Below are 25,424 nucleotides of genomic sequence, written 5' to 3' on the forward strand. Positions count from 1 at the left end.
AGTGTCCCGAACCGGATGCGCAGGCCGCTTTCATACTTCAATATTGCTTCCCCTCCTGTTCCCTGTAGAAAGACCAGAGTGTGTTGACTGCCCGTTCCAGCTCGCGGCGAGCCGCCGGACTATCGGTTTCATCGATCAAGGTTTCGATCAGGTCCAGTCGCGCATCCGCACTATCCGGCGAAAGCACCGGTGATGCCGACTCGAGGCCGTAGAGTGTCTGTCCGCCGCCGGGCGTGCGGGCCGAGTAGGTCCGGGTTCTCAGAACCCGTCCCCGTGCGGCATCCGGCGCCAGGCCCGTAAAGCCATGGGCCGGAGGCTCCAGCTGAATACGATAAGTGCCCGCCAGCAGGCGGGCGAGTTCCGGCCAGCGCGAGTCCGGAATCAATCCGACCCGGGAGCTTTCGAGCAGCGCCTTGCGGGCATCGGGATACTGCGCGGACTGCGCCAGAATATTCAGCGCGAAGGCGGCGCTGACATTCCCTGGCGAAGCCCCCTCGACCCAGCGGGCAAGATTCGGGATCCCGACGCCATCGGGCAGGCTGGCGAGGGCTACCGCGGCATACTGTCCCCAATGCAGCTGAGAGACCTGACCCAGATCGTTGGCAAGCTCCGCGCCGCCGAAGTCTTTCAATACCCGAAACAACGGGCCGGTATCCTGCCCGTTTATTCCGTCGTCGCTGGCCAGTGCCAGGGTGTCCCGGGCTACCGTTACGATATTGCGCTGGTAAAGACCAGGAGAGCTCGCATCCAGATAACGGGCCAGGGTCTCGATTTCACGCGGGGATTCCGACACCTCGAGCTCGTCGTACAAAACGGCTTCGGCCCGGGCACCACCAATTTTCTGCAGTACATCGAATAGCGCCAGCCTGAGACTGCCATAACCGGCTTTCGCTATTGCATCGTCTGCCAAGGTGCTCCCGCGAGCATTCCTGAGAAAATCGCGGATTGCCGAAACCGCCGGATCCCCCTGCGAAACCAGCGTATCGATATCGTCCCGCACAGACGCAATGTCCTCGGGCAGAATCGCCCATCCGGGCTTCTGTGCGAACTGCTGCAGGCGTAACAGCAGGTCGCTGGGGCCGTGACCATCCCGGACGTAACTATCGGCAACCTGCGGCTCCGGCCAATACTTCAACCGCTCGTCAACAGCAAAGCGCTCGGACTTCGCGACTCCCTCAGCTACAGGGTTCTCAGAGATTATCGCGCTGGAGGGCTCGCTCCGTGCCGCAGGTGTCTCGGCTTCCGGCCACAGCTGCATTACGAGGAGGCCAATCACCAGCAATCCCCCGAGCAGATCCCAGAGATCGACCCGGTACCCGGCTCGGCCCGAATGGTTCAAGCCACCCGTCGAATGACTGTTTGCCTGCATACCCCTTATCCTCAGGCCTTGCGGCCATCCACAACCGTCGCCGAACAAGCTCTATCCAGTGCTCATGGCACCATGCCCGGTATCCGAGCATCATCGCGCTATCGCCAACAAAGAAAGCAAGCAACGGGCCATCAATGTAATTCATTGAAATATAAGAATATTTTATAAGAACCTGGATATCGGGGCTGCCATGACTGTTAATCAGCTGGAACAGCCCTGGCACCGAGAACCGTTAATTTCTTGATTTTCCGAATTTTTTTGGCCGAGGAACTGTTACTTTGAAGAGACAGTTATGCCGACAGCGCTTCTCTACAGACGCACAGCCCTTCGAGCTGTATACCTGCACCCGCACTCCGCATCGCCCGCCCTTTCCTTGTATCGATCAGAACGCGTCTGTACCGGATTCTTTACGATTATTTTTTAACCACCCAACCAGCGTCTCTTTTTAGAAACACTTTTCCAAGCTCCTACACCTCGCCGATACAGGTAGTAAACGGTATATTCCACATCTGTATAAAACCTGTACATTTCAAGATGTTATAGTTTCATCAACTGGCGCGCCGGAAGCGCTGAATCCGCAAAACTGAGTCGAAATTGATACAGGGGCCGACCCGCTCGGGCCAAACAGGGACGCTCGCAATGAAAAATGGAACTGGCTGGATCACCCCTACGGATGTTGCACCGGCAAGCCAAACCCGCAGAACAACAACACTGCGGCAACAGTTTGATACACAAAGATCCTCTCCCGACAAAGGCAAAGCCCGGGTAACCGGGCGGCGCAAAGTTACGGGTCCTTGATGGGCATTAAGCTCAGTTGACACAAGGATCGCCGGACCGCCGAAGGAGAGTTACCTCATTACGGACAGGCCGCCAGAGGATCTTTTGAAACCTTTTCAGGAGAGCCTTGATGCGCAGTTCCGTGCCATTTTGCGGCCGACTGATGGCCACGATTGGTCTAGCCACCACCGTTGCCCTTGTCAGCCTGCCCGCCACCGCCTCGCCGGCGAGCGCCACCCAGCCTACACAGGTAAGCGCCGCTGCCGATGTTGCCCAGGCTCGCCTGCAGGCGACCCAGCAGACACAGGCACTGATGGCGTTGCAGAAGCAGTGGCTAAACGCCAAGGGCTCCGAAAAATCGCGTGCACTGGATATGCTGGTAACCAAGGCTCAGGAACGCCGGGCGCTGCTGCTTGATCTGGCCGCCCGGGATCCCGCCACGGTGCTGAAAGTCGCGATCCCCGACCAGCAGCAGCTGGGAATGCCCGCCGAGGTCATCGCGTTGCTGGAGCAGAAGGTCGAGTTGTCCGGGAAGTCCGAGGTGTTCTACGAGGACTATGAAGACGGTTCGCACAAGCTGCGTCGTTTCCTCAAAACCCCATTCGGGGAGCGCTTCGAGTTGCAGATAGCAGAACCTGTTCTCGAGCTGCACTACGGTGACGAGGTGACCGTGGAAGGCGTACTGCTGGCGCAGGCCGACAACGACGGCGACGGCTCCCTGGTTGCAGCCGAGGAAGGCATCGTCACCGCACAATGCTGCACCGCAGAAGGTACCTCAAGCGCCATCCCGCCGGCCGGCGCCTATACCTTCGGAGAGCAGAAGACGCTGGTGATGCTTGTGAACTTCGAAGACAAGCAGGAACAGCCCTGGACCCTGGATCAGGTACGGGATGTGATCTTCGGCACCGTTAACGACTTTTATCTTGAAAACTCAGGTGGACGGACCTGGTTCAATGGTGATGTCAAAGGCTGGTTTACGTTGCCCATGAGTAGTACGGTTTGCGACTATTATGGTTTGGATACACTCGCAACTGAAGCCGCCAGCGCCGCCGGAATAGATACTTCTGCCTATCAGCGGATCGTCTATGCCTTTCCGAAAAATGCCTGTGGCTGGAGCGGTCTTGGTAGGGTTGGCGGCTATAATACTCGTGCATGGCTAAACGGTTATGTTACTCCCTATGTAGCCGGCCATGAGCTGGGCCATAATTTCGGTCTGGGCCACTCGGCAGGCCTGGAATGCGGAAGCGAAATTATTGAAGGTGCCGGGTCTTGCTATAGCAACAACTACGGTAACAGGCTCGATATCATGGGCGCTCCCTATACCGGCCATTTCAACGCTTTCCAAAAAGAACGGCTGGGATGGCTGGACCAAGGGCTGATTACAGCCACAGGCAGCGGTTCTTATACACTTGAACCCTATAGCAGTGCCACAAGCACAACCAGGGCAATCAAAGTGCCCCAAGGTACGGACGGTACTTCAGCGTATTATATCGAGTTCCGCCAACCGCTTGGGTTCGATAGTTTTATCACCAATTCGACCAGTAAGAACCCCATCGATGCCAGCAATGTCATGAATGGGGTTGTTATCAATCGCGGCAACTCTTCAGACTATAACAGTAGCCGGCTCTTGGATATGACTCCCGGCTCTTCGGCGAACATTGACTACGACTTCAATGATCCTGCGCTGGTAGTGGGACAGACCTTTTACGACGCCAACTCAGGTATCGAAATCACAACGAACTGGGTGAGCGGAGATCAGATCAATGTTTCCATCACCACAGCTTCGGCGGACTGCACCCCGGCAGCCCCGGCACTGATGCTAACGCCCCAAACCGGCGACTGGGTAACGGCCGGCACCACCGTCGAGTATGTCGTCAGTGTTGTCAATAACGATAGTCAGGCCTGCGCTCCCGCTGTCTATGAGTTAAGCAGCACCGTACCTGGCGGATGGGATTTCAGCTACACCAGTCCGTCCGTTTCCCTGGCTCCCGGCGAATCAGCCAGCAGCAGCCTTTTTGTGACCTCGTCCGCGACCACAGCCGATGGGTTTTACGATATTCCAATCACCCTGTCCGGTGTTACCGCTCAGGTATCGGATCATGTGACCTATGTCGTAGACAGCCCCGCAGTCAACAACGCGCCTGTCGCTCAAAACGATAACGCCAGTACCGATCATGATAAGGCTGTCACCATTGCTGTATTGAGTAACGATTCCGACCCTGATGGCGACGCCCTGTCGGTAACGCTTGTAAGCAACGTCAACGGTAGTATTTTAATGAACGCTGACGACACCATTACCTTTACCCCGGTAAAGGGGTTTAGCGGAACCGCAACCTTCGATTACTCGATTTCCGACGGCCATGGCGGCAGTGCCAGCGCTACGGTCAGCGTACAGGTATCGGCTGCACCCGAAATCATAAATAATGCTCCCGTAGCCCGGCCCGACAATGCCGCAACTGACAAGCGTACGCCGATAACGATTGCGGTACTCACAAACGACTCCGATGTGGATGGCGATACCTTGCAGCTGGTCTCGGTTACACAGGGAACCCTGGGTGATATCTCGATAAACGACGACGGGACGCTAACCTATTTCCCGGCCAAGAACTTCAGGGATGGCGACAGCTTTACCTATACGATCAGCGATGGTGCTCTTTTCGCCAGCGCGACCGTCACCATCTCTGATAGCAGCAGCACTACGGACGCAACCGGAGGCGGCGGTAAAGGCAAGGGGCCCAACAAGTAACCCGAGGTTGTGAAAGGGGCGCGCTGTGCCCCTTTCACTTTCAGTTAGCCGCCTGGCTGTTATCAGTATCCAGATAGGAATCAATCGATCGCTTGAACGCGTCAAACGAATGGGCTCCATACAGATACTTTTCTACGGTTACTTGTCCGGGCTCCTCTTGATTAAACGGGCCGATGAAAAAGAAAGGTGTTCCTCGGACCTCGGCCGATACCCCCAGATCGAAATCCGCCCGTATCTGATGCGCATACTCCCCCTGCTCCAAGCACTGGCGAAAACGAACCGTGTCGATGCTCAGTGACCGCGCAAGGCCTTCCAGGTCTTCAATACTGGTCCGTCGCTGGTTCTGGAACAGTAAGTCATGCATCGCCCAGTACTGCCCCTGGCCACCCGCACACTGCGCTGCCATCGCTACCCGGGGTGCAACAGGATGCAGTTTTTGAATGGGAAACTCCTTTAAAACAATTTTCAGCTTTCCTGTCTCGACAAACTCCTTCACCAGACGAGGATAGGTTTGCTCGAAATGTCGTCGACAGAAGGGGCATTGATAATCGGTAAACTCTATCAGGACGACCGGGGCATCTTCCTTCCCAAGAAAAGGAGAACTTGATATATCCATGGTTATAGGTAGCAGTGGCTTATCAGGTAATTTCTTTGCAGTTTCCACCTTGATACTATCGTTTTCTTCGGCACTAATTTCATCTAACAACCGTTTAATTTCCAAGAGATCCTGCTTGATAGCCGACTGCTCTTTTCGCAACTCTTGTACATCAGCCATTAGTGTTTGTAATTCTCCCTCCTCATCTGCAGAAATAAAATCAGGAGACGCAAGAAAAAGCCCAACCAAAACTACCGCTACGCACCCTTTCTTTACAAACCTGTTCACCCTTCTACTGCTGTCCATTTTAATTCTCTCTAAGCCTTTAAATGAAAAGCCCTTTCAAACTTGCTAAGTTTAGCTCAATTTCCACAAGAGTGAATTATTCACACATGCAAAAAGCGGCGACCGATTTCGGTCGCCGCTCATCGATACTCAGAATGTCACTATTCCTGTATCAGTTTGATCCAGGTGAACATGCCCCAGCGACTGGTGCCGCATTGGTTACTGTACACTGAACCTCTTCACCGGGTCTCAACTGGTCTATCGTGAAGCTTTCACCAGTTCCTCTTACAGGACCAAGACTATTGTTGCAGTCCCATGTGGGTGCATAGCCATTGACCCCATCCAGTGTTGTATTAGCGTCAGAGTTAGCAGCCTCTTCACCCAAAACAACCGGACCGTACAGCGTATTTTCACCAACGCCAGAGTCGATGGTCATGATTACGACTTCACCTGTCGACTCACCATTGCCTTTATCCGTGGCCTCATAATCAAAGCCATCACCACCATCGTCGACCAACAAGTCCCATTTAGACGAGTCAAACACCAACTTGGTTACTTGAATAGTAGGCCGTCGGATGTTTGTGATCGTGCAGTCCTTATCATCGCCAGCCGCCAAGGAAACAGACGCCGACGCGGCATTCGTTGTTGTACCATTGCAGGTGATATAGGTATCGTAGCTTGTGAGGGCTGTCGATGCACCCGCCTGCTCACTGACTTCATAGGTTCCGGGCGAGAGGCTGTCCTCAGCAAAGGAAGCACCATCGCCGCCGGTAGCTTTGAGATCGGTGTCCAAATACAGCTTGAACTCCCCATCATCGTCCTCACAGGCGTTGACCACATCTTTGACAACCGCGATCGCTGATCGCGCTGTATTGGTGTAGGTACAGTCAAGTATATCGGAGGATCCAATATCGAAGGTCACCGTTCCTGTCGCCAGGCTGGCAGCTGTCGGAACGACATTACCGGCAGTGCAATCAATGCCTGTAAGGTCATAGCCGGCGCTCGGAGTCTCGGTTACAGTCAGGCCCGAGTCGGGAAGGACATCAAAGATGGTTTTAACCCCATCATCCTTGAGCGTGAAGTTGGGTACCGCACCGCTATTGGTCATCACACTCGTCGAGAATGTGAAATCGGTACTATTGGGGTCTTCGTCCGGCACCGTTTGCTTGCGCACAATCACCGTACCGCAATTTGCGAGCGTAAAGTTGCCCGGTCCCACCAGGTCCTTCATCTGCGCCTGACCGGAGTTACCGGAGCTGCGACTAACAGCAAACGCCCTACCAAAGCTCTGGCAGGTGTTTTGCGGGAATACGCCAGCAGCGGTCAGGTCAATACCCGCCTCACCGAACTGTACGCTACCGAGATCTTCCGGGCCGTTTGGCGCAAGCTCATCGAAGACCGTAGAGCCCACGTCGTTAACATCGGCCTCTGCAAATCCCAGCGCAGTCAGGTCCACCGCATCACCCCAGCATGGCGGGGAATTGGAATCGATATCACACGGGCTTGCCATATCTGTCCAGAATGCTACTGGATTGTCGCCAAGTCCGTTCTGTTTTTCATCTGTCAGATAGTTTTCGTCTATCCAGCGACGCAGGGTCAGGACGACAGGTTCATTACCACCTTCGAAGTCGTATACGAACAGTACGTCACCGACTTCACGCTTGGTGAGGGTAGGGTCGTCGTCGCACGGCATCGAGCCTTTTTTAAACTCGAACCCCACATGTGCCGACGCGGTGTCGGAGTTCTGCGGGATTCGGGCCCAGGCAAGGTTCAGGAGGGTGTGACCATCAACGGTTTTACTGGAAAGATAGACGCGAGACAAATCATCCTTGTTCGGCGCCTTGCCGTTCTTCAGCTTCGGACAGTTATCGTCCTGCTTGACGCCGCCGGCAAAGGCGGTATCCGAGTTCGATACTTCATCGTCTTCTTTACCGGCAAAGAACCAGCCCTTGGCCGATGAAGTCGTCGTTCGATAAGGCGCAGGAAAATCTTCGGTACTCCAGGTCACGGGAGCAAACTCATTCCAGTCCATATCGGCATCACCTTCCCCGACACAGGTTCCCTGGAGATCGAGATCACCGTCGTCGTCCTCGAACATCGATGCGACAGTGCCTGAAGCGGTAGCGTTACAAATAGCCTGTGCTTGACCGGAATAAAACCCCATAACAAGCATCAGTGGTAAACATAACGTTAAAAATGACATCACCCGCCTGAGTGGCGTCTTTTGAAGTTTCATGTCCCACCTCCATGGGCACGGCGGTTTTCAACTCCGAACCGCAGGCCCAGAAACGGGGCCGCGCCACTTGCCAAAGGCCTGGCGAAGGCACCCTGTGGTTTTCCAGCTATCCCTGTATCCGGTGACTTCGACAGGTCCCCTTACCCTCGTACGCTGCCCGTCGCATGACACTCCCTCGACCATGCAGTGACCAGAGCAGAAGCCACCTCAAGCGGGAACACGCAAACTGCTGACTGCTTCGACGGCACTTAGGAGCTCCCCTCCAGCCTCGAGCACGGACCAAGCCGCACCTGAACCGGTTGCCAGTATTCGAAGCAAAGGCTGCGCCAAACAAGTAAGTCTTTGAAAACAATAGAATTAGGAACGACTGATCAAGAATTGACGGTTCGGTTTCGTTAACGAGGTCTTACACTAACGAGCCAATTTACCCCAAGCTATTGAAAAAACTGATTTTTTTTATAGACAATAGCTGTCAGTAATCTGAAACAGCCTGCGAACACCGCCGGCTACAGGCCGGAATAGCGTGGCTGACATCACAAAAGAAAGTCCGGGCTGGAGCTACTTCTAACAGCCGTTAACAGCTTCCCAGACCATGCTAAACACCTCGCTGTTTCCTTTGGTTTACAACCAACAGATACTGATTGCATCACTGTCGCCCAATGCATACAGTCTTCCCTGGCAGCTGTCGTCGTCGGTACAGCTCCCTGCCCCGATATTCCACATCTGTATAAATCCCGAACAATTCAGCATGTTATAGTGGTTTCACCAACTACAGCCACGGCGTATAGCCCTGTGGCTGTACAGAATTGAAACAGATCTCAGCCACCCAGGCAGTGAGTCGACAGGGACAGATCAGGATGATGCGGGCGACAGCAAACGGACGCGACCGACAGGGGGCTGGGATCTTTGTTTTACCCGCGGATGGACACCTCCGCGGCAACAACTTGACGCTACAAGATCCTCTCCCGATAAAGGCAAAGTCCGGGCAACCGGGCGGCGCAAAGTTACGGGTCCTTCAGCTGCAGTATCAATAGCCGCTGGGGGATCGCCGGACCGCCGAAGGAGAGAAGTTCTACGGATTGGTCGCTAGAGGATCTTTGCTGAATTTTATTTTCAGGAGAGACCTCTATGCGCCTGTCCCGGCCTCCGTTTGCCCGTTCTTTGGCTAAGACTGCCTTTGCAGCCATCCTCGGCTCCGCTACCCTGCCCGCGTTTGCGGTCGGTGCCCATGATCACGACCACGCTACCACACCCGTTGCAGCCGTGCAGGCCCGCCAGCAGGCTGCCGAACACACCCAGGCCTTGATGGCGCTGCAGAAGCGCTGGGAAAAAGCCCAGGGCGCCGAGAAATCCCGAGTTCGGGAGCAGATGGTCGCCAAGGCCGAGGAACGCCGTGCCTTCCTGCTGGAACTGATGAAATCCAACCCGGCAGAAGTGCTGAACGTCATCATTCCGGAAGAGAAGCAGCTTGGCATGCCGGCCGAGGTGGTCGAGAAACTGGAGCAGAGGCTGGAACTCGAGGGCGAGCTGGAATCCACCTACCTGGACAACTTCGAAAACCCCGCACTGTCACGCCAACGACACGAACTTAAAACGCCGTTCGGTGAACGATTTGAACTTCACTTCGCCGACAAGGCCCCCGACCTGCCATTCGGCGCACCTGTCAGGGCCTATGGTGTGCTGATTGGCGGTGATGGAGAGACCACTGGCGACGGGGCCGTCGTTGTTGGCGGCGAAGACAACGAAGAATATCCGATCGCCTATGCAGGTGCCGACGGCAGCAGTAATACCAGCCTGGAAACCATCGCCAACGACACCTTCGGCGCGGTCAGGACTCTGGTACTGCTGGTCAACTTCAAGGACAAGCAGGAACAACCCTATACCCAGGCGTTCGCGAAGGACATGGTGTTCAACCAGGTCAGCGACTATTTTCGCGAAAACTCATACGGTCAGAGCTGGCTCACCGGAGATGTGACGCCCTGGATGACGCTGCCGATCAACTCGACCGACAGCATGACCTGCTACGGCACCTATCTCTGGGACAATGCCGATGTCGTTGCTCAGAACGCCGGCTACGACCTGAGTCAGTACGACCGCCTGCTGTACGTGACCCCCAATGCCGGCTGCAGCTGGGGCGGTGCCGGCCAGATCGGCGGTAGCCGTACCACCATCGACGGATCCCTGACTTTCCAGGTCACGGCGCACGAACTCGGTCACAACTACGGTCTGCAGCACTCACATTCACTGGCGTGCACCGATGGCAGCAGCATCGGCACTGGTACCCCGGCGCTGGGGACTACCGTGCCCTGGTCCAACTGCAGGGAACGTGAATATGGCGACCTGGTCGACGTGATGGGCGACAGCCGTTCCGCACATTTTCACGCCAACCAGAAAGAATTGCTGGGCTGGCTCGAGTACGGCAACTCGCCCGATATTACCGAGATAACCCAGAGCGGTCGCTACGAAATCGACGTCATGGCGTCGCAGACCACCAGCAGCCGTCCCAAAGCTCTCAAGGTACTCAAAGCGATCAACCCGGATACCGGTTACAAGTCCTGGTACTACCTCGAACTGCGACAGCCCGTTGGCTACGACAGCATCGTCGGCGCCAGCATGTTTACCAGCGGCCTGGATCCAAGCAACGTCACCAACGGCGTTCTGTTGCACGCCACCTACGGCTCCGGCAGAAACTACCAGTGGCTGCTGGACATGACCCCCGGCTCCGCCAGTGACATGCGCGACCCGGCGCTGGAAGTTGGCGAAACCTTCTTCAGCCCCGATGGAGACCTGAGCATTACCACCGAGTCGGTCGACGGCACCAGGGCCGTAGTCAATATCAGCTACGACGGCGCGCCGGTACCGGTCTGCAGCCGCGCCAATCCCAGCCTGTCGTTCACGCCGAGCCAGGGTCCCTGGGTCGCGGCCGGCACCGCCGTCAGCTATACGGTGACGCTCAAGAACAACGACAGCAGCGACTGCAGCAACAGCAGTTTCAGCCTCGGTGCCAGCAAGCCCAGCGGCTGGTCGGCAGTATTCGGTACCAGCACTTTGAGCCTGGCGCCAGGGGCCAGCAAGTCGACGACGCTGACGGTAACCTCTGCGGGTAGCGCGACCGACGGTTTCTACAACATCGGCCTGTCGGCAGCAGGCGGCGGCTACGGTACGACCGGCAATGTAACCTACGTCGTCGACAACCCCGTCAGCAGCAATACAGCGCCGGTGGCGAAAAACGACAGCGCGTCCACCACGGCAGGCACCGCGGTGACCATCAACGTGTTGGCGAACGACTCCGACCCGGACGGCGATACGCTGACCGTAAGCTCGACCAGCGGGGTCAATGGCACGGCGAAGATCAACGCCAACGGCAGCATCACCTTCACCCCGGCCAGCGGCTTCAGCGGTACCGAAACCTTCAACTACTCCATCAGCGATGGCAGAGGCGGCAACGCCAGCGCGAGCGTCAGTGTCAGCGTCGCACCGGCCAGCCCCAACAAGGCGCCGGTTGCGGTCGACGACCATGCCTCGACGACCCAGGGCAGCGCCGTGACCATCGCAGTGCTTGGCAACGACTACGATCCGGACGGTGACAAGCTGACCGTTACCGGCGTGACCCAGGGTTCGAAAGGATCGGTCCGTATCAATGCCGACGGCAGCCTGACCTTCAGCCCGGCCAAGAACTTCAAGAATGGCGACAGCTTCGGCTATACCATCAGCGACGGAAAAAGCAGCGCGTCGGCGACCGTAAGCGTCTCCGTCACGGCGAGCAGCGGCGGTGGTACCGGTGGCCCCGGAAACGGCAAGGGCCCTAACAAGTAACGCAAACGCAGGGGTTTCAGGAATACAGGGACATCAGGATACAGCCAGGCATGGCCTCGGAGTGATAACGGAACTTAAGGGAGCGCAGAGGACGGCGCAGAAAAAGGCGATGGGCCAGACCCATCGCCTTTTTTCATTCCCTGATATAGCTGTGACGTTTCAGTGACGCTGCCGCATCCCTTCAGCAGCCGACAGACCGCTTAGTTCAGCGGGCAGTCGTGGGTGCCCTCGTTGTTGATGATGCCATTGTTGGCGTCATCCAGGACAGTCGCCAGCGCCAGCATGGTGGCACGATCGCCACTTAGCAGCGCAGCGTTGACATCGCTGATGATATCACCCAGATCCAGCGGGAAGCTGACATCCGGATGAGCCGCATTCAGCACCGAGGCAACAGCGGCACGCAGCAGTATCTGCGCGGCACCGCCGGCACCCGTGCCGCCCATGTAGTTCAGGGCCTGCAGCATGGTGTCGTTGGCTAGCGAGGCTACCGGTCCGCCGCCAGCCGGGAAGGTGAAGACGCTATTCAGCTTCTGATCCGTGGTGTAACCCACCCAGGAATCATGATGCTGCGGTACCTTCCAGTACCCCGGTGTGCAACCCTGCTGTTCGGCGATTTCGGCCTTGACCGGTTCGCAACGGCTGTCACCAGCCGCGGCGTAGGTACCATCCAGACCCAGATAGCGGGCCTTGAACGAGTACTCGTCACCGGACTGCAGCTCGATGCTGTAGCCGACATCCGTGGTCTCGGCGTAGGCAACACCGTCATCGGTGACGTCATCCGCCAGGGCTACGTTGAAGATCGCCATGGCTTCGCCTTCGCAGACAAGGCCGGTCCAGACGCTGAACTCGACATCGCCGGTCGGGTCGATACCCAGGCCGCCGGCAGTACCGCCACCGGTCACCTCGGCCCAGTCATGAATGACGGTGCCGATCGGCACTTCCGTGCTGGTAACGTCGTAGCTGACCACCGTATGAGAGGCGTCGTGGACTTGCGTGACGACACTCGACGGGTTCAGCTCGATATACAGCGGTTCGCAGGTACCGGTGGACGAGAGGTAGATATCCGGGTCGTCATCACCCAGATAGCTCGCCAGGTAGGCCAGGTTGCCGCCGGTATCGCCTGCCGGCAGAGGTTCTACCTGATAGGCCAGCGGCGTTTCGGCCAGGCCACCGCTCAGACTTGCCTGCTGGGTATTGACAGGTCCCGGTCCCACCGGAGTCTCTGCCAGGGCGCCCTCGCAATCCGCGATGGACGCGAAGCGACCGAACAGCACCGTACCTTCAGGTACCGGCCCGGTATCCTGCGGGCTGACCTTGGCCATGTCGTGAATGGTGGTACCGACCTGAACCGTATTGCCCTGGATATCGGGCGTCCCTTCGGTGTGGGTCGGATCCGGATCGCCGGCATGGATGAAGGTCACGGTGGTCGACGGAATCGCCTGACCGGTGAGTGCTTCGCAGACAGGCTCGGCCACGTCATCACCGTAGAAGTTGCCGTCGCCGAGATAGGTAGCCTTCCAGGCCCTCGTGGCCGACGGGATCTTGAACGGCGTGGTTTCGACTTCGCCCTGGGCATCGAGATCCAGCTCAAGCGGGTAGGATTCGATCAGAACGTTGTCCACATCCCTCAGTTCCGTCAGTTCCGAAATATCCGCGCAATCGGTCGACGAGTACAGCTGGAAGCGGACCTTGCCGCTCGGGATCATGGTGTTACCCAGTCCGCTGTCGTCCGTTACCTTGGCGAAATCGTGGACGAAGGTCATGACATCGACCTGACCGCCGGTGACATCCGTATGCGGTGAATCTGCCGCGCCGATATCCGCATGCACCTCCGTTACCAGCCTGGAGTCGCGCTTGATAACCGGACAGCTCACATCGGAGGTTTTCTCCACGGTATTTTCAAAGCTGGCTTCGCCCACGCTGGCAATGCCATAGACCGCAGTGATGGAGTTATCAATGGCTCCGGCCGCGGCATCGTCGGCATCCGGCGTGTAAGCCACCGTGAAGTCCACGCTTTCGTCGGCAATGAGCACATCGGCACCCTGGGCTTCGGCAGCGGCCTTGACCACCGCATCGCCTAGCACAGCATCGGTAAGCGATGACAGCATCAGGTCCGGACTGTTGGCGTCGCTGGTGTTGGTGATATTGAAACGGAAGCTCCGCTCTTCACCGACGATCCAGGGATTCTGCTCATCCACGCCTTCCGGGCACAGTTTGGTCAGGGTGAAGTCCGGTTCGAACAGCGGCAGACTGTGGTCGTCCGAATCGCTTACCGCCTGGCCCAAGAAGGCAGTGCCGCCAAGGAACACAGGCCGATATACAGCCGTCACTTCGTTTTCCAGCGGGTTCGGATCTCCCTCCTGAACCATGTAGCTGGCCGTAATGGTGCAGCTGTCCGTTGCCGCCAGCGGAGCGCCCGGTGCGTTGCCGCAATCGGAGGTATCGTAGTTGGCGCTGTTCAACAGATCGCCAAGCCCCGACCAGCCATCGCCGACATCGGTGATGCTCTGTGCGAACAGGCCCAGCACGCCATCGTTTTCAATGGTGATGGTGTACTTGGCTTCATCGCCGACCTTGGCAAGTTCGTCACCGTCTTTGGTTACCTTGATGCTGCAGAAGTCGAGTTCACCCATCATCAGGTCTTCGAAAATGGAGCGAACCGAGGAGCCCGACGAGCGGGTATTGAAGACGACGGTGGAATAGCAGCCTTCCAGGCCCACCGCGCTGAAGTTGATACCACCCTCGAAGACGGTCGTCGGTACATGGTCATTGAACTGGATACCGTCGGTGCCCGGAGGTCTCGGTGTCGGATCAGGATCCGGCTGGGCATTGCTCTTGCCGGTATAGCCCCATGAATCGATCGATTCGGTAGCGCTGACGTTGGTGGTGGCACAGGCGAACGGCGAGAATACCTCGGAACCCGTACTGTTACAGCGCGCTTCCGCTTTCGCCACGAAGGCTACGGTGCCGTTACCCGGCGAGGTGACCGGCTTACAGTAATCCGGCTCTGACCCACCGGAAATATCGTTGCTGTTGGCGAGACAGTAGACCGACTTGCCTCCTACCAGAGGCGGATTTTCGCCAACCCACATGTAAATACTGACAATCGGGATGCCGCCGCCGCCGACGAACTCCATATTGGCGGTGATATCGCCGAGTTCGTGGGTTGCTGGCCCCAGTACCGTACCGTCCTCGTCAACCTCATTGAAGATGCCGGAACCGTCGGTGGATTTGGCCAGTCGCTGCTTGACGAACCAGATACCGATCTTGGCAACACCGTTGTCGGCAAAGAGGTTCGCGGTGAAATAGGTCAGCAGATCGTCCTTTTTGATCCAATCGTACTCATCACCATCGTAGAGATACACCGCGACGGCGCCCTGCCCCATATCGGTCTTGTCCGAAGACGGAGTCGCGAGCTTGAAGCGCCAGCTGGAAATGTCCTCGTCGTCCTTGGAACCGCCCTTGTCGAAGATATCGTCGGGGTTGTTGAAGTCCGAAAGCCATACGTGGCGCACGGAATTCCCGCCAGTGTGACCATCGACACCCGGGTGCGGGTGGTCGGAGCTATCGGCCGGGGGGCCTGCTACATACCCGCAGGTGTTATCCAGCGGATCTATGCAGTTGTTCCCGGTACCGTCAATGGCATCGCCGTCAGTGATACCCCAGTCGTCACCCGGCAGGTTTTGCGCCTGCGTGGTGATCATATCGGCGTTCTGTTCGAGTTCGAACACGCCGATATTGTCCACGGCCCGAACCGCGAACGTCGTCAGCAGGCCCGCAGCGAGCACGCAGCCTGCCAGCAATGACGTCACTCGAAAGAATGGCGTTTTTAAGCGTGATAAGAAGGACCTGTTCATGTCCAACCTCCCAAGGTCTTGGCCCCGACATCGTTAGGGGCGCCGACCAAAACAAGTTTCGCCTCCGGTCACGGCTCGCTGCAGGCGGAGCGGCTTTGGCTCAGTCGAAGATCTCCTGTCGTTTTACCTGCTACGGGCGGGGGACAACTGCATGACGATTGCTGGACGGGCAGAATCCATTGCCGGACCACGTCTGTCCCGCAACGCGAACGGTCGACGTAAAGCGCATGCTCAGACCGAATACCGTGGTCCTTAGGTGCCCGGCTCGCCGGCAGATATGCTTCGCCGGCCCACCGGGCACTGCATGCGTTCGCCAAAGCCGTTGGGTAACTCACTTAATACAAGTTACGTGCCGAGTCGCTAGTTGCTTGTAATGAAAGGATTAATTCAGATGGCAAAAAATAAGCGGGCGAAAACTGTAAGGCGGGAATAACAAAAAAACAGAATGATTTTCTAACTATTTGATTTTAAATAAGTAATTATCGATTATCGTTGTAAACCCCGTTTAACGGTCGTCAACCCTGTTGGCTTTTCAGCATATTCGGTGCTTTTTTTAGGCGCGCAAGCGATTCACCTGGGGTGCAGCGATAACACCGAAAGAATTCGCCCACGGAGTGGGCTCCTACGGATGGTACCAGTGCTTCTTGGTAGGCGCTCGCTCCACGAGCGAGCTGGCCGGGTTGCAGCGGTAACACCAAAGTGATTCGCCCACGGAGTGGGCTCCTACAGGGGGACTGGAAAGTACGTAGGAGCCCGGTCTCCGGGCGAATCGTTCATGCATCAATAGCTGCGGCCGGCCGAGCTCCTCCGGATGGACGGCAGATCCAGGCCACGCAGCTTGTTCTGGTACTCGCGGGTCACTTCGCGGGCGTCGGCGGTGTCGGTCACCGCGGTCGGCGTGATCATGACCACGAGCTCGGTGCGCTGCACGCTCTTGCCGCGGCTGCCGAAGGCCCAGCCCAGCACCGGGACGTGTCTCAGGTACGGAACACCCTCGTTGTCCTTGGTGTTGTTTTCCTTGATCAGACCGCCCAGCACCAGGGTCTCGCCGCTCTGCACCGCCACGCTGGTGTTTACGCGGCGCTGGATGATGGTCGGCGAGTCGATACCGGAACTGGTGGTCTGGTCGACGTCGTTGACCTCCTGGGTGATATCCAGCACCACCATGCCGCCGGCATTGACCCGCGGCGTGACCTCGAGCAGCACGCCGGTGTCGCGGTACTGGATGGTACTGGTGACGTTGCCGGTATCGCTGCTGGTGTTGGTGGTGGTGGAGGTCTGAATCGGGACCTGATCACCGACCCGGATTTCGGCGGTGTGGTTGTCCAGCACCATCAGCGTCGGCGACGACACCACGTTCAGCCGCGAGTCCCGCGCCAGCAGATTGAGCAGCCCGCGCGTCTCGCCGCCGCTGAGCACCTCGTAGCTCGAGGAGCCGAACAGGTCGGACGCCGACGGAATCGGGCTGTTGCCGATGGTGCCGATACCGGTCTTGCTGCCGCCGTCCAGGCTGTTCTTGAAGAACCACTGCAGGCCGTACTGCAGCTCGTCTTCGAGCGACACCTCGACGATGGTCGCCTCGACCAGTACCTGCAACGGCAGGACATCGAGCTTCTGGATCGCCTTGTAGACCTTGTCGTAGTCGCTCGGCGAGGCCATGATCAGCAGCGCGTTGTTTTCCTCGTCGGCGATGATGCTGACCTCGCCGACCTCGACACTGGTGCCGCCCACGCTGGCCTCGGCCCGGGTAAGCGTCCTTTCCTCGCCCCCGACCGGCTCATCCCCGCCCTCGGTGGTGGCGCTGCGCGGCCGGCGGGCATTCTCGGACTGCCTGGCCTGGCGCTCGCGGCGCTGCCCCTCGAACAACTGTCCCAGCATATCGGCCATGTTCTCGGCGCGACCGTTCTGCACGTAGTAGACATACATGCCCAGGCCCTGAGCGCCTTCGCTGCGATCCAGGCGCATGATCCAGGCCCGGGCGTCGGTGAGGTACTTGCGCTGCGGCGTGATGACCAGAATGCCGTTCAGCCGCTCGATGGGCATGAAACGAACCATGCCGGCCAGCGGACCCTCGGCCGAATCGCCGAAGATGGTCTCGAGCTCCGAGACCAGGGTTTCGGGGTCGACCGAGTTGAGCCGGAACAGGCCCACCGACATGCCCTGCAGCTGATCGACGTCGAAGGTCTTGATGGTCTCGCGCAGGTTGACCAGCTCCGCCTGGGTGCCGGCCAGCATCAGCAGGTTGCGCCGTTCGTCCGCCTCCATCATGCCCTGACGGGGCTTGAGCGGCTCCAGAATCTTGAGCATTTCCTGGGCGCCGATGTAGCGCAGCGGCACCACCAGCATCTGGTAGCCGCGGTCGGCGCCGAGGTTGCCGAGCACGCTGATGGCCCCACCGTCGACACTGTCGAGCGGGACCACTTCGTAGAAGTCGTAATGATCGATCAGTGCCGCGCCGTTGACCTGCAGCAGTTTTTCCAGCGTCGGCACCAGTGCCTCACGGCTGATCGGCCGGCTGGTCTGCATGTTGACGGCGCCGCGAACCCTGTCGTCGAGGATGTAGTTCGCCCCCAGAATGTCGCCAAGAATGGTTTTCACCACCTCGCTGATCTCGGCTCCCTGGAAGTTGAAGGTGATATCGCCTTCGGCCGCAGTCTTGGCCGGTTCCCGCCGGGCATCGAAAAAGACGCCGTTGCCGCCATAGAACTCGGCCCGTGGCGTCTGCGGTGCCTGTGCCAGGCCGGCTTCGGAGGCGAAGCGGGGCTCTTCCGCCATCTGCTTCGCTGCACGGGCGTCGGTACTCAGCCCGCGGCTGGCGACGCCCGCGGCGATCACGCCCTGTTCATCCGGCTCCAGCCGGGGCTGCTCCTGCCGCCAGGGGCTGTCCATGGCGTTGCGACTCTGCATGTCGTGCGACATGCAGGCGCTCAGCAGCACGCTGGAGACGAACAACATTGATAGTTTCCAGGCCTTACTCATCGGGTATCTCCTTGGCGGCATCGGCATCCTCTTCCAGCTGACGGGAAGCTTCGCGTGTTCGTTCGTCCACCGAACCGGGCTCATCGTCCGGCGCATCCTCGCCGTTCTCTTTTGCAGTTTCAACAGGCGCCGTATCACGGGGCTCCAGTAATTCCAGCGTGACCTGCTCCTCGCCGGAGCCAAGGATCACGGTTTCCATGTTGATTTCGTCCAGCACCCAGTTCGCATCCAGCGGCATACCGGCACCGAGTGTCAGGCGTCGTTCACCGTTGCGTTCCTGAAACATCGCCTTGATTTCATCGCCGACCACGATCACGCCGGTCAGCTTCCAGGTCTCGCGCAGCTCCTGCGCCGAACCGCCATCACCCGAGTCCTCGACCTGGGGGCGCCTGCTGGAGTGAAAAAGCGGCCGCTGCAGCATCTCGTCGAAGTCGCTGCGCGGCGGGAAGTCGGACAGTGAACGCGGCTGTGCCGGTGCCGGCGCGACGGCCTCATCGTCAGCCGCTTCCAGCGGTGGCGGGGTATCCTCGACGAGCGCTTCGTCCTGCGCCAGCCCCGGTTGCGTCCAGATCAGCAGTGAGCACAGCGCCCAGCGGTTCCACAACGGCTTCATGGCGTCTTCTCCTTGCCCGCGTAGCCGGTCAGGTCGAAGCGGATATCGAGCGCGGGAACGGAGCGGCCGATCTCGACCCGACGGCCGGCCCGACGCACCACCCGGGTCTGCCGGCGCGGGTTGGCGAGCACCGTGACATTGTCGGTAAACAGGGCAGGTTTGCCGGATTCGAGACTGTAGAACAGATCGACCAGATCCTCGATCTCGCCACGCATGTGGACCTGTATACTGATCGGTTGCAGCGGTCCGTCCTCGTCGCTGCTGATGATCTGGGTGCTGATTACCTGTCCGCCCTGCCGGCCGATCTGCCGATGCAGGAACTGTTGCAGCTGTGCCGCGGCAAGCGCCGGCTTGTTCTCGGGCAGGTACTGATCCGTTACGGGCTCTGCAGCCTTGAGCTCGCTCAGCCGGGCCTCGTCCTGTTCCAGCCCCTGCGCCAGCCGCTGGTAGATCTGCAGCTGGTTCTCGAGCGTCTCGATACGCTCGCCATAGGCCAGGAAGTTGGAAACCAGCGGCCGAATCACAAACGAGATCAACAGCAGCAGCACTATGATCAGCAAACCCAGGGCGAGAAACCGGCTTCGGGCCGGTGTCATCGGCTTCATGGCGCTCCCTCCCCGGAGGCTTGCGGCAACGGCTCCAGACGCGCCTCGATACTGAAACGCTCACGCCGGCTGCGCGGATTGATGGTCACCGGCGAGGTGAAGTCGACCGACATGAACATGGGGGAATCTTCCAGCAGCGCAATCAGCGACGAGGCGCTGCCGGACTCACCCTGTACGCGCAGGTTCTGGCCATCGAGCTCGAAGCGATTGAGCCAGGTGTTGTCGGGCAGCAGCCGGGTCAGCTCGTCGAGCACGAAGATTACCGGCAGCTGCTCGGCCTTGAGCCGGCTAAGGTACTGACGACCATCCACCAAGGCCTCGATTTCCGCCCGCACCCGCTGGGCCTGTTCCGCCGCGGCACGCGGCTCGGCCAGCGCGGCTTCCAGCGCCTCGACCCGCTCTGCCCTTTTGTAGAGCGGAAAGGCCACCAGCATCGCCAGCAGCAGGCCGCCGACAATCACCTTGTTGCGCATCGACCGCTGCCGTTCCCGCCCCTGTCCCTGGCGCATCGCGCGGGGCAGCAGATTCAGGGTCTTTTGTTCGGCGGAGGTTCTGGCCTCGGCCGGCAGCACCGCTGTCGGCACCAGGCCAAAGGCCCGCACCTGCTTCAGCAAATCGTCGAGTCGCTTGCGCGGCATCAGGTAAAGATCGACCAGAATGCGCTGCCCGGGCACGTCCCGGCGGTCGACGCGGTAGCCGAAATAGACATCCTCGGCCTTGAACGGCGTATGTCGGTCCATCTCGAAGCCCAGCACCGACTCCAGTCGCGACTCGGTCACCGCCGGCAATGGAAGGCGCTTGTGCAGCAGTTTTCGGGGATCGACCTGCAGCACCGTGCGTCCGGCCTGGGCCGACAGCTGCTGCAGTTGCTGCACGAGCTGCGGCGGCGGCGCAACCGACAGCGGCATCCGGTAAAGCTCCTCGCTGCCGTCGGTCACCACCAGCAGGCTTTCCTGCCCCGGCTCCACCCTGGCGACGAGCGCCTGCCCCCGCAGGCGGCGACGCCATTCGGCCGGTAACAGACCAACGAGCTCACCGCTCCACCACTGCCAGAAACCGGACAGCGGCTGCGACACTTCCCGTCGCCAGCGGCTGAATCTGCTCTCGGTAGCCTCGATCAACCCCTTCCCCTTTTCATGACAATTCCATTAGTTGAGACTAGTTCATATTACTGCAGGGGCCCACTGCACGGGCGCTTTCGCTGCAATCCGCCGCTTCGCTCGCGGAGCGAGCTCCTACAGACGTAACCCTCCGGCGGTTCCGCCAAGCACCCGAGCCATTCGCTCGCGGCGCGAGCTCCTACAAAAGCGCATCGGTGCCACCCGTAGGAGCCCACTCCGTGGGCGAACCCCGGCGGTTGTGCCAAGCTCCCGAGCCGGTTCGCTCGCAGAGCGAGCTCCTACAGACGAAACCCTCCGGCGGTTCCGCCAAACGCCCGAGCCATTCGCTCGCGGCGCGAGCTCCTACAAAAAGCGCATCGGTACCAACTGTAGGAGCCCACTCCGTGGGCGAACCCCGGCGGTTTTGCCAAGCTCCCGAGCCGCTTCGCTCGCAGAGCGAGCTCCTACAGAAGAAACCCTCCGGCGGTTCCGCCAAGCACCCGAGCCATTCGCTCGCGGAGCGAGCTCCTACAAAAAGCGCATCGGTACCAACTGTAGGAGCCCACTCCGTGGGCGAACCCCGGCGGTTTTGCCAAGCTCCCGAGCCGGTTCGCTCGCAGAGCGAGCTCCTACAGACGAAACCCTCCGGCGGTTCCGCCAAACGCCCGAGCCACTTCGCTCGCGGAGCGAGCTCCTACAAAAAGCGCATCGGTGCCACGCGTAGGAGCCCACTCCGTGGGCAAACCCCGGCGGTTTTGCCAAGCTCCCGCGCCGGTTCGCTCGCAGAGCGAGCTCCTACGGACGAAACCCTCCGGCGGTTCCGCCAAACGCCCGAGCCATTCGCTCGCGGAGCGAGCTCCTACAAAAAGCGCATCGGTGCCACCCGTAGGAGCCCACTCCGTGGGCGAACCCCGGCGGATTCGCCAAGCACCCGAGCCTGTTCGCTCGCAGAGCGAGCTCCTACAGACGAAACCCTTCGGCGGTTCCGCCAAACGCCCGAGCCATTCGCTCGCGGAGCGAACGCCCGGGACGCGTCTTAGAGCCAAATCGCGTCCCACAAACCGTAATTCCGTACCGAGCGAACCAGCCCGGCACGCAGCGGATTCGCGACCACATAACGCGCCATCGCGACCAGGTCGTCCTCCTGACGCAATTGACGATCGTAAAAACCTCGCTGCCAGACCGGCATCGCTCCGGGATTCTCCGACCGGATGCGTCGGGTCGCGATGACCTTCATCAGGCGTACCGTAGCGGATAGCTCCGCCCCCTGTTTCAGCTGCAGCAACCAGTGCAGATGATCCGGCATTACCACAAAGCAAAGCGTTGCCGCCGATGGCTCGACATCGCGCATCGCCCTTACGACCGCGCGTGCGTGCGCAAAATCGGTAAACAGCCTCCGGCGTTGCCAGCAAACGGCTGTTACCAGATAAACCTGCCCTTCGGTAGAATATCGGCCTGTTCTCAGCCGATGCCCTTTTGCCATGGCGTTCCCTGCCCTGGTCTTAGGTTAATTGTTCGCTCGCGGAGCGAGCTCCTACAGACGAAACGCTCCGGCGGTTCCCCCGAACATCCGAGCCATTCGCTCGCAGAGCGAGCTCCTACAGACGAAACCGCTCCGGCGGTTCCCCCGAGCATCCGAGCCATTCGCTCGCGGAGCGAGCTCCTACAAAAAGCGCATCGGTGCCACGCGTAGGAGCCCACTCTGTGGGCGAACCCCGGCGGTTGTACCAAGCTCCCGAGCCGGTTCGCTCGCGGAGCGAGTTCCTACAGACGAAACCCTCCGGCCGTTCCGACAAGCTCCCGCGGAACTCCTACGAAGACACCCTATCCAGCGGTGCCTAGCGCTCCTCGATTTCGAACAGAGGCTGCATTTCGCGTCTGATTTCCGTCAGCGTCAGGCCGCCGCGCTGACCGCCGCCGCGGCGCCCCATGCGGGCGCTGTAGCGCGTGCGAACCACCTTGCCGACCCGGGACTCGGCAAGCACCGTGTAATTGATGCCGGAACGGCCCTGGGACACATACTGGGAATCCGGCAGCGGCAGTTCGGGCGGCGGCAGGCCGTCGAGACGGTTGCGCCGCCGCTGCTCGATGTACTGATCCACCGTGCCTTCGTCCGCGCCCGGCAGCGACAGCAGCGCAAGCCGCGGCGCGTACAGCGGGTTGATGCCCGCCTGGCCGTTCAATACCGTAACGCTGCTGCGGACCTGCCGGTACAGCGCCGGGGTCACGCCCAGCACCAGCTGCAGCTCCTCGACCTTGTCGAAACGCGCATCCTTGGCCCCGTCCTCGCGACCCACGGCAAGGTAGTCGTCATCTTCGGCGCCGTTGAGTCGCCTCAGGTCGTCCTCGTCGCGATAGTCGAGGATGGCATCGGCCAGCGCCTCAGCCTGGGGACCCGCGGCGCCGGCGGCCAGAAACAGACCGGTCAACAGCTCGACCGGCGCCGCGTTGAGGTCGATCTTGCCGCTTTCGTCCTGCAGCGCCACCCAGACATCGATATCGTCGAACTCCAGCAACTGCGGGCCGCCGTCGGCAAGCCACTGGTTCTCCTCCGGCTGCTGCAGGTTCCACAGCGCCCACTGCATACCCGCCTCGCTGGCGTACTTGCCGCGGGTGGCATCGACCAGGTTGAGCGTCAGCTGGCCGTTGCTGCGACTGCCCTGGGACAGGTTCGCCGCCAGCAGCGACAGCAGTATCAGTACCCAGAGAACGGCAACCAGTGCCAGCCCCCGTTGCCGATGCGATCGGTTCTGTGATGGGTTGGCGGCGCATCCGCACCCGTCTCGACCTGTGCACAGTTGTTTGCGCGTCGCGTAACCCATCTTATAAGAGCGTTTTGCCGGCATAGCGATAATCCGTCGGTGACACCAGCATCTCGGGCCAGAAGGCGGTATCTTCCTCCCCCGCAAAGCCGTCCTCGTCGACCGGCAGCGCCTTGAAGCGGATCAGGTACGGCAGGACCGTTTCTTCCGTCCACTCCCGGCGCCAGTCCGGCTGATCGTATTCGTCGTAGTAGAGGTACTCCAGCTCCAGTTCCGCGACGCCCTCGAGCAGCACCCGCTCCTCCGGCTCGATGTATACCGTCTCCTCGGCATTTGCGCCCTCGCCGGTCGGCTCGAACGGTGCCCGCCAGTCGATGATCTCACCCTCCGTGTAAGGCCGGGTGATCATAATCATTTGTTTTTGTTGCGTTTCTGTTTCCCTTACCTTCAACTGACACCAGAACAGCTTGGCCACCCCGTCGCGGGTCGGCAGTTCCGTGACGAAAGTCAGTTGACGCTCGTCGCCCTGCATCGCGACCGACAGTCGCGCATCGATGTCCCTCAACCGGATGGACTGGGCATTCTCGAGCAGCCGCCGCACGAATGTCTGCACGATATAGCGTTCATGCACCCGCTCCTGCTGGCCGATCACCCGCTCCCAGCTGGCGGTGGCGATGCGAAAGGCACCGAATACCAGCATGGCCACCATGCCGGTGAGCAGTAACGCGATCATCAGCTCCACCAGCGTGAAGCCCGCGCAGCGCCTGGCGGCTGCGCGACTCATCGCTCGTTCACCAGCCGCAGGGTGCTGAGTGTCAGCTCCTGGTTGCGGTCCCACTCCACGGTGACGTCGATCCTGTAAGGCACCAGAAAGGTCTCGAAGTCCACCTGCTGGTCCGGAAACTCGTAGCGTTCGATATGGGAAACCCAGCTGAAGCGATCGTCGAAGCGGCCCTCGTCACGCCCGGATCCGATTTCCTGCATCGACGTCAGCTCCGCCATCCGCGACTCCGCCAGCAGCAGCGCCTGCTGCTTCGCCGTCGCGCTGCCGGTGGTGCGCATCGCCAGCGAAAAGATCTGCAGAATCACCCCCAGCGCCAGCGACAGGATCAGAAAGGCCACCAGCACTTCCAGCAGCGTGAAGCCCTCCTGCCTCTCTCGCCTACTCATCGACCGCCGCCTCGTCCGCGTTGTCGCCGTCGTCGATGCTGACCTGCCCGGTCAGCCAGTCGACCCGGATCGCGTATCCGCCACCAGCGGAGGTCAGCGTCAGATCGCCGCCACTGGAGCTGCCATCCGGGTAGAAGCGGATACTCGGCAGGGCTTCCGAAACGCCGAAAGACTCGGGCAGCACGATCTCGTTGCCAAGCGCCAGGCTGCCATCGTCATTCAGCGTCAGACTGATGTCCTCAGGAACCGCTATCGGCGCATCGAGTCCGCTTACGCGTATCTGATGCGCCTCGGAGTCCAGGCTCAGCGCCACCAGGCGACTTTCCGCCATCGCCTGCGATCTGAGCTTACGCAGCAGGGCGGCGGTTTTCTGGGTATAGCTCTTGAGCTCGACCCCGGGCAGCACAGCGGCGAAACGCGGCACCACCAGGCTCAGCATCAGCGACGCCATGACCAGCACCACCATCAGTTCCAGCAGGGTAAAACCGGCCTGGCGCGGCGATTTCATGCCCGC

Annotated in this window: 15 protein-coding genes and 2 riboswitches; of the genes, 2 read left to right on the forward strand and 13 right to left on the reverse strand. The window is 59.7% G+C overall.

The genetic code is table 11. The features are described from left to right. Positions 1-37: 37 nt before the first annotated feature. Positions 38-1,135, reverse strand: coding sequence for a hypothetical protein (locus tag IEX85_RS08040; protein ID WP_188860058.1), 1,098 nt, complete (start codon positions 1,133-1,135; stop codon positions 38-40). Positions 1,136-2,112: 977 nt separating this feature from the next. Next, positions 2,113-2,211, forward strand: a riboswitch (cyclic di-GMP riboswitch). 65 nt (positions 2,212-2,276) lie between these two features. On the opposite strand from IEX85_RS08040, the gene IEX85_RS08045 reads away from it, so the two are divergent. After that, positions 2,277-4,892: an Ig-like domain-containing protein gene (locus IEX85_RS08045; RefSeq protein WP_188860059.1), complete on the forward strand. Its 2,616-nt coding sequence runs from the start codon at positions 2,277-2,279 to the stop codon at positions 4,890-4,892. A gap of 40 nt (positions 4,893-4,932) precedes the next feature. On the opposite strand, the gene IEX85_RS08050 is transcribed toward IEX85_RS08045, so the two are convergent. Further along, complete coding sequence (locus tag IEX85_RS08050; RefSeq protein ID WP_188860060.1) at positions 4,933-5,793, reverse strand: DsbA family protein; 861 nt, start codon at positions 5,791-5,793, stop codon at positions 4,933-4,935. Between the two features lie 151 nt (positions 5,794-5,944). Further along, on the reverse strand, positions 5,945-8,008 hold the full coding sequence (locus IEX85_RS08055; RefSeq protein ID WP_188860061.1) for a prealbumin-like fold domain-containing protein: 2,064 nt from the start codon (positions 8,006-8,008) through the stop codon (positions 5,945-5,947). A 963-nt stretch (positions 8,009-8,971) separates the two neighbouring features. Beyond that, positions 8,972-9,069, forward strand: a riboswitch (cyclic di-GMP riboswitch). Between the two features lie 100 nt (positions 9,070-9,169). Between IEX85_RS08055 and IEX85_RS08060 the strand changes: the two genes are divergently transcribed. Continuing rightward, the gene (locus tag IEX85_RS08060; protein WP_188860062.1) at positions 9,170-11,824 is read left to right on the forward strand and encodes an Ig-like domain-containing protein; all 2,655 of its coding nucleotides are present in this window, start codon (positions 9,170-9,172) and stop codon (positions 11,822-11,824) included. Between the two features lie 200 nt (positions 11,825-12,024). Here the strand turns inward: IEX85_RS08060 and IEX85_RS08065 are convergent, their stop codons facing one another. The 10 genes from IEX85_RS08065 to IEX85_RS08110 all read right to left on the reverse strand — a co-directional run bounded on the left by IEX85_RS08065 (position 12,025) and on the right by IEX85_RS08110 (position 25,418). Then, positions 12,025-15,681: a hypothetical protein gene (locus IEX85_RS08065; protein WP_188860063.1), complete on the reverse strand. Its 3,657-nt coding sequence runs from the start codon at positions 15,679-15,681 to the stop codon at positions 12,025-12,027. Positions 15,682-16,461: 780 nt separating this feature from the next. Then, entirely contained in the window at positions 16,462-18,660 is a 2,199-nt protein-coding gene (gene gspD, locus IEX85_RS08070; RefSeq protein ID WP_188860064.1) for a type II secretion system secretin GspD, read from the reverse strand. Beyond that, a complete protein-coding gene (locus IEX85_RS08075) occupies positions 18,653-19,273 on the reverse strand; it encodes a hypothetical protein (protein WP_188860065.1) in 621 nt (206 codons plus the stop codon). Before IEX85_RS08075 ends, gspD begins: the two co-directional genes overlap by 8 nt. Then, a complete protein-coding gene (gspM, locus tag IEX85_RS08080) occupies positions 19,270-19,878 on the reverse strand; it encodes a type II secretion system protein GspM (RefSeq protein ID WP_188860066.1) in 609 nt (202 codons plus the stop codon). Before gspM ends, IEX85_RS08075 begins: the two co-directional genes overlap by 4 nt. Beyond that, positions 19,875-20,999, reverse strand: coding sequence for a PilN domain-containing protein (locus IEX85_RS08085; RefSeq protein WP_188860067.1), 1,125 nt, complete (start codon positions 20,997-20,999; stop codon positions 19,875-19,877). The genes gspM and IEX85_RS08085 overlap by 4 nt, the downstream gene beginning before the upstream one ends. A gap of 1,015 nt (positions 21,000-22,014) precedes the next feature. Continuing rightward, on the reverse strand, positions 22,015-22,461 hold the full coding sequence (locus IEX85_RS08090; RefSeq protein ID WP_188860068.1) for an REP-associated tyrosine transposase: 447 nt from the start codon (positions 22,459-22,461) through the stop codon (positions 22,015-22,017). Between the two features lie 355 nt (positions 22,462-22,816). Then, the gene (locus tag IEX85_RS08095; RefSeq protein WP_188860069.1) at positions 22,817-23,824 is read right to left on the reverse strand and encodes a type II secretion system minor pseudopilin; all 1,008 of its coding nucleotides are present in this window, start codon (positions 23,822-23,824) and stop codon (positions 22,817-22,819) included. Continuing rightward, entirely contained in the window at positions 23,802-24,524 is a 723-nt protein-coding gene (locus IEX85_RS08100) for a prepilin-type N-terminal cleavage/methylation domain-containing protein (protein ID WP_188860070.1), read from the reverse strand. Before IEX85_RS08100 ends, IEX85_RS08095 begins: the two co-directional genes overlap by 23 nt. Next, on the reverse strand, positions 24,521-24,910 hold the full coding sequence (locus IEX85_RS08105) for a type IV pilus modification PilV family protein (RefSeq protein WP_188860071.1): 390 nt from the start codon (positions 24,908-24,910) through the stop codon (positions 24,521-24,523). The genes IEX85_RS08100 and IEX85_RS08105 overlap by 4 nt, the downstream gene beginning before the upstream one ends. Continuing rightward, positions 24,903-25,418, reverse strand: a complete 516-nt coding sequence (locus IEX85_RS08110) for a GspH/FimT family pseudopilin (protein WP_188860072.1) — start codon at positions 25,416-25,418, stop codon at positions 24,903-24,905. Before IEX85_RS08110 ends, IEX85_RS08105 begins: the two co-directional genes overlap by 8 nt. Positions 25,419-25,424 lie beyond the last annotated feature (6 nt).

The organism is Marinobacterium nitratireducens (genome assembly GCF_014645375.1).
In the GTDB taxonomy this organism is placed as follows: Bacteria; Pseudomonadota; Gammaproteobacteria; order Pseudomonadales; family Balneatricaceae; genus Marinobacterium_A; species Marinobacterium_A nitratireducens.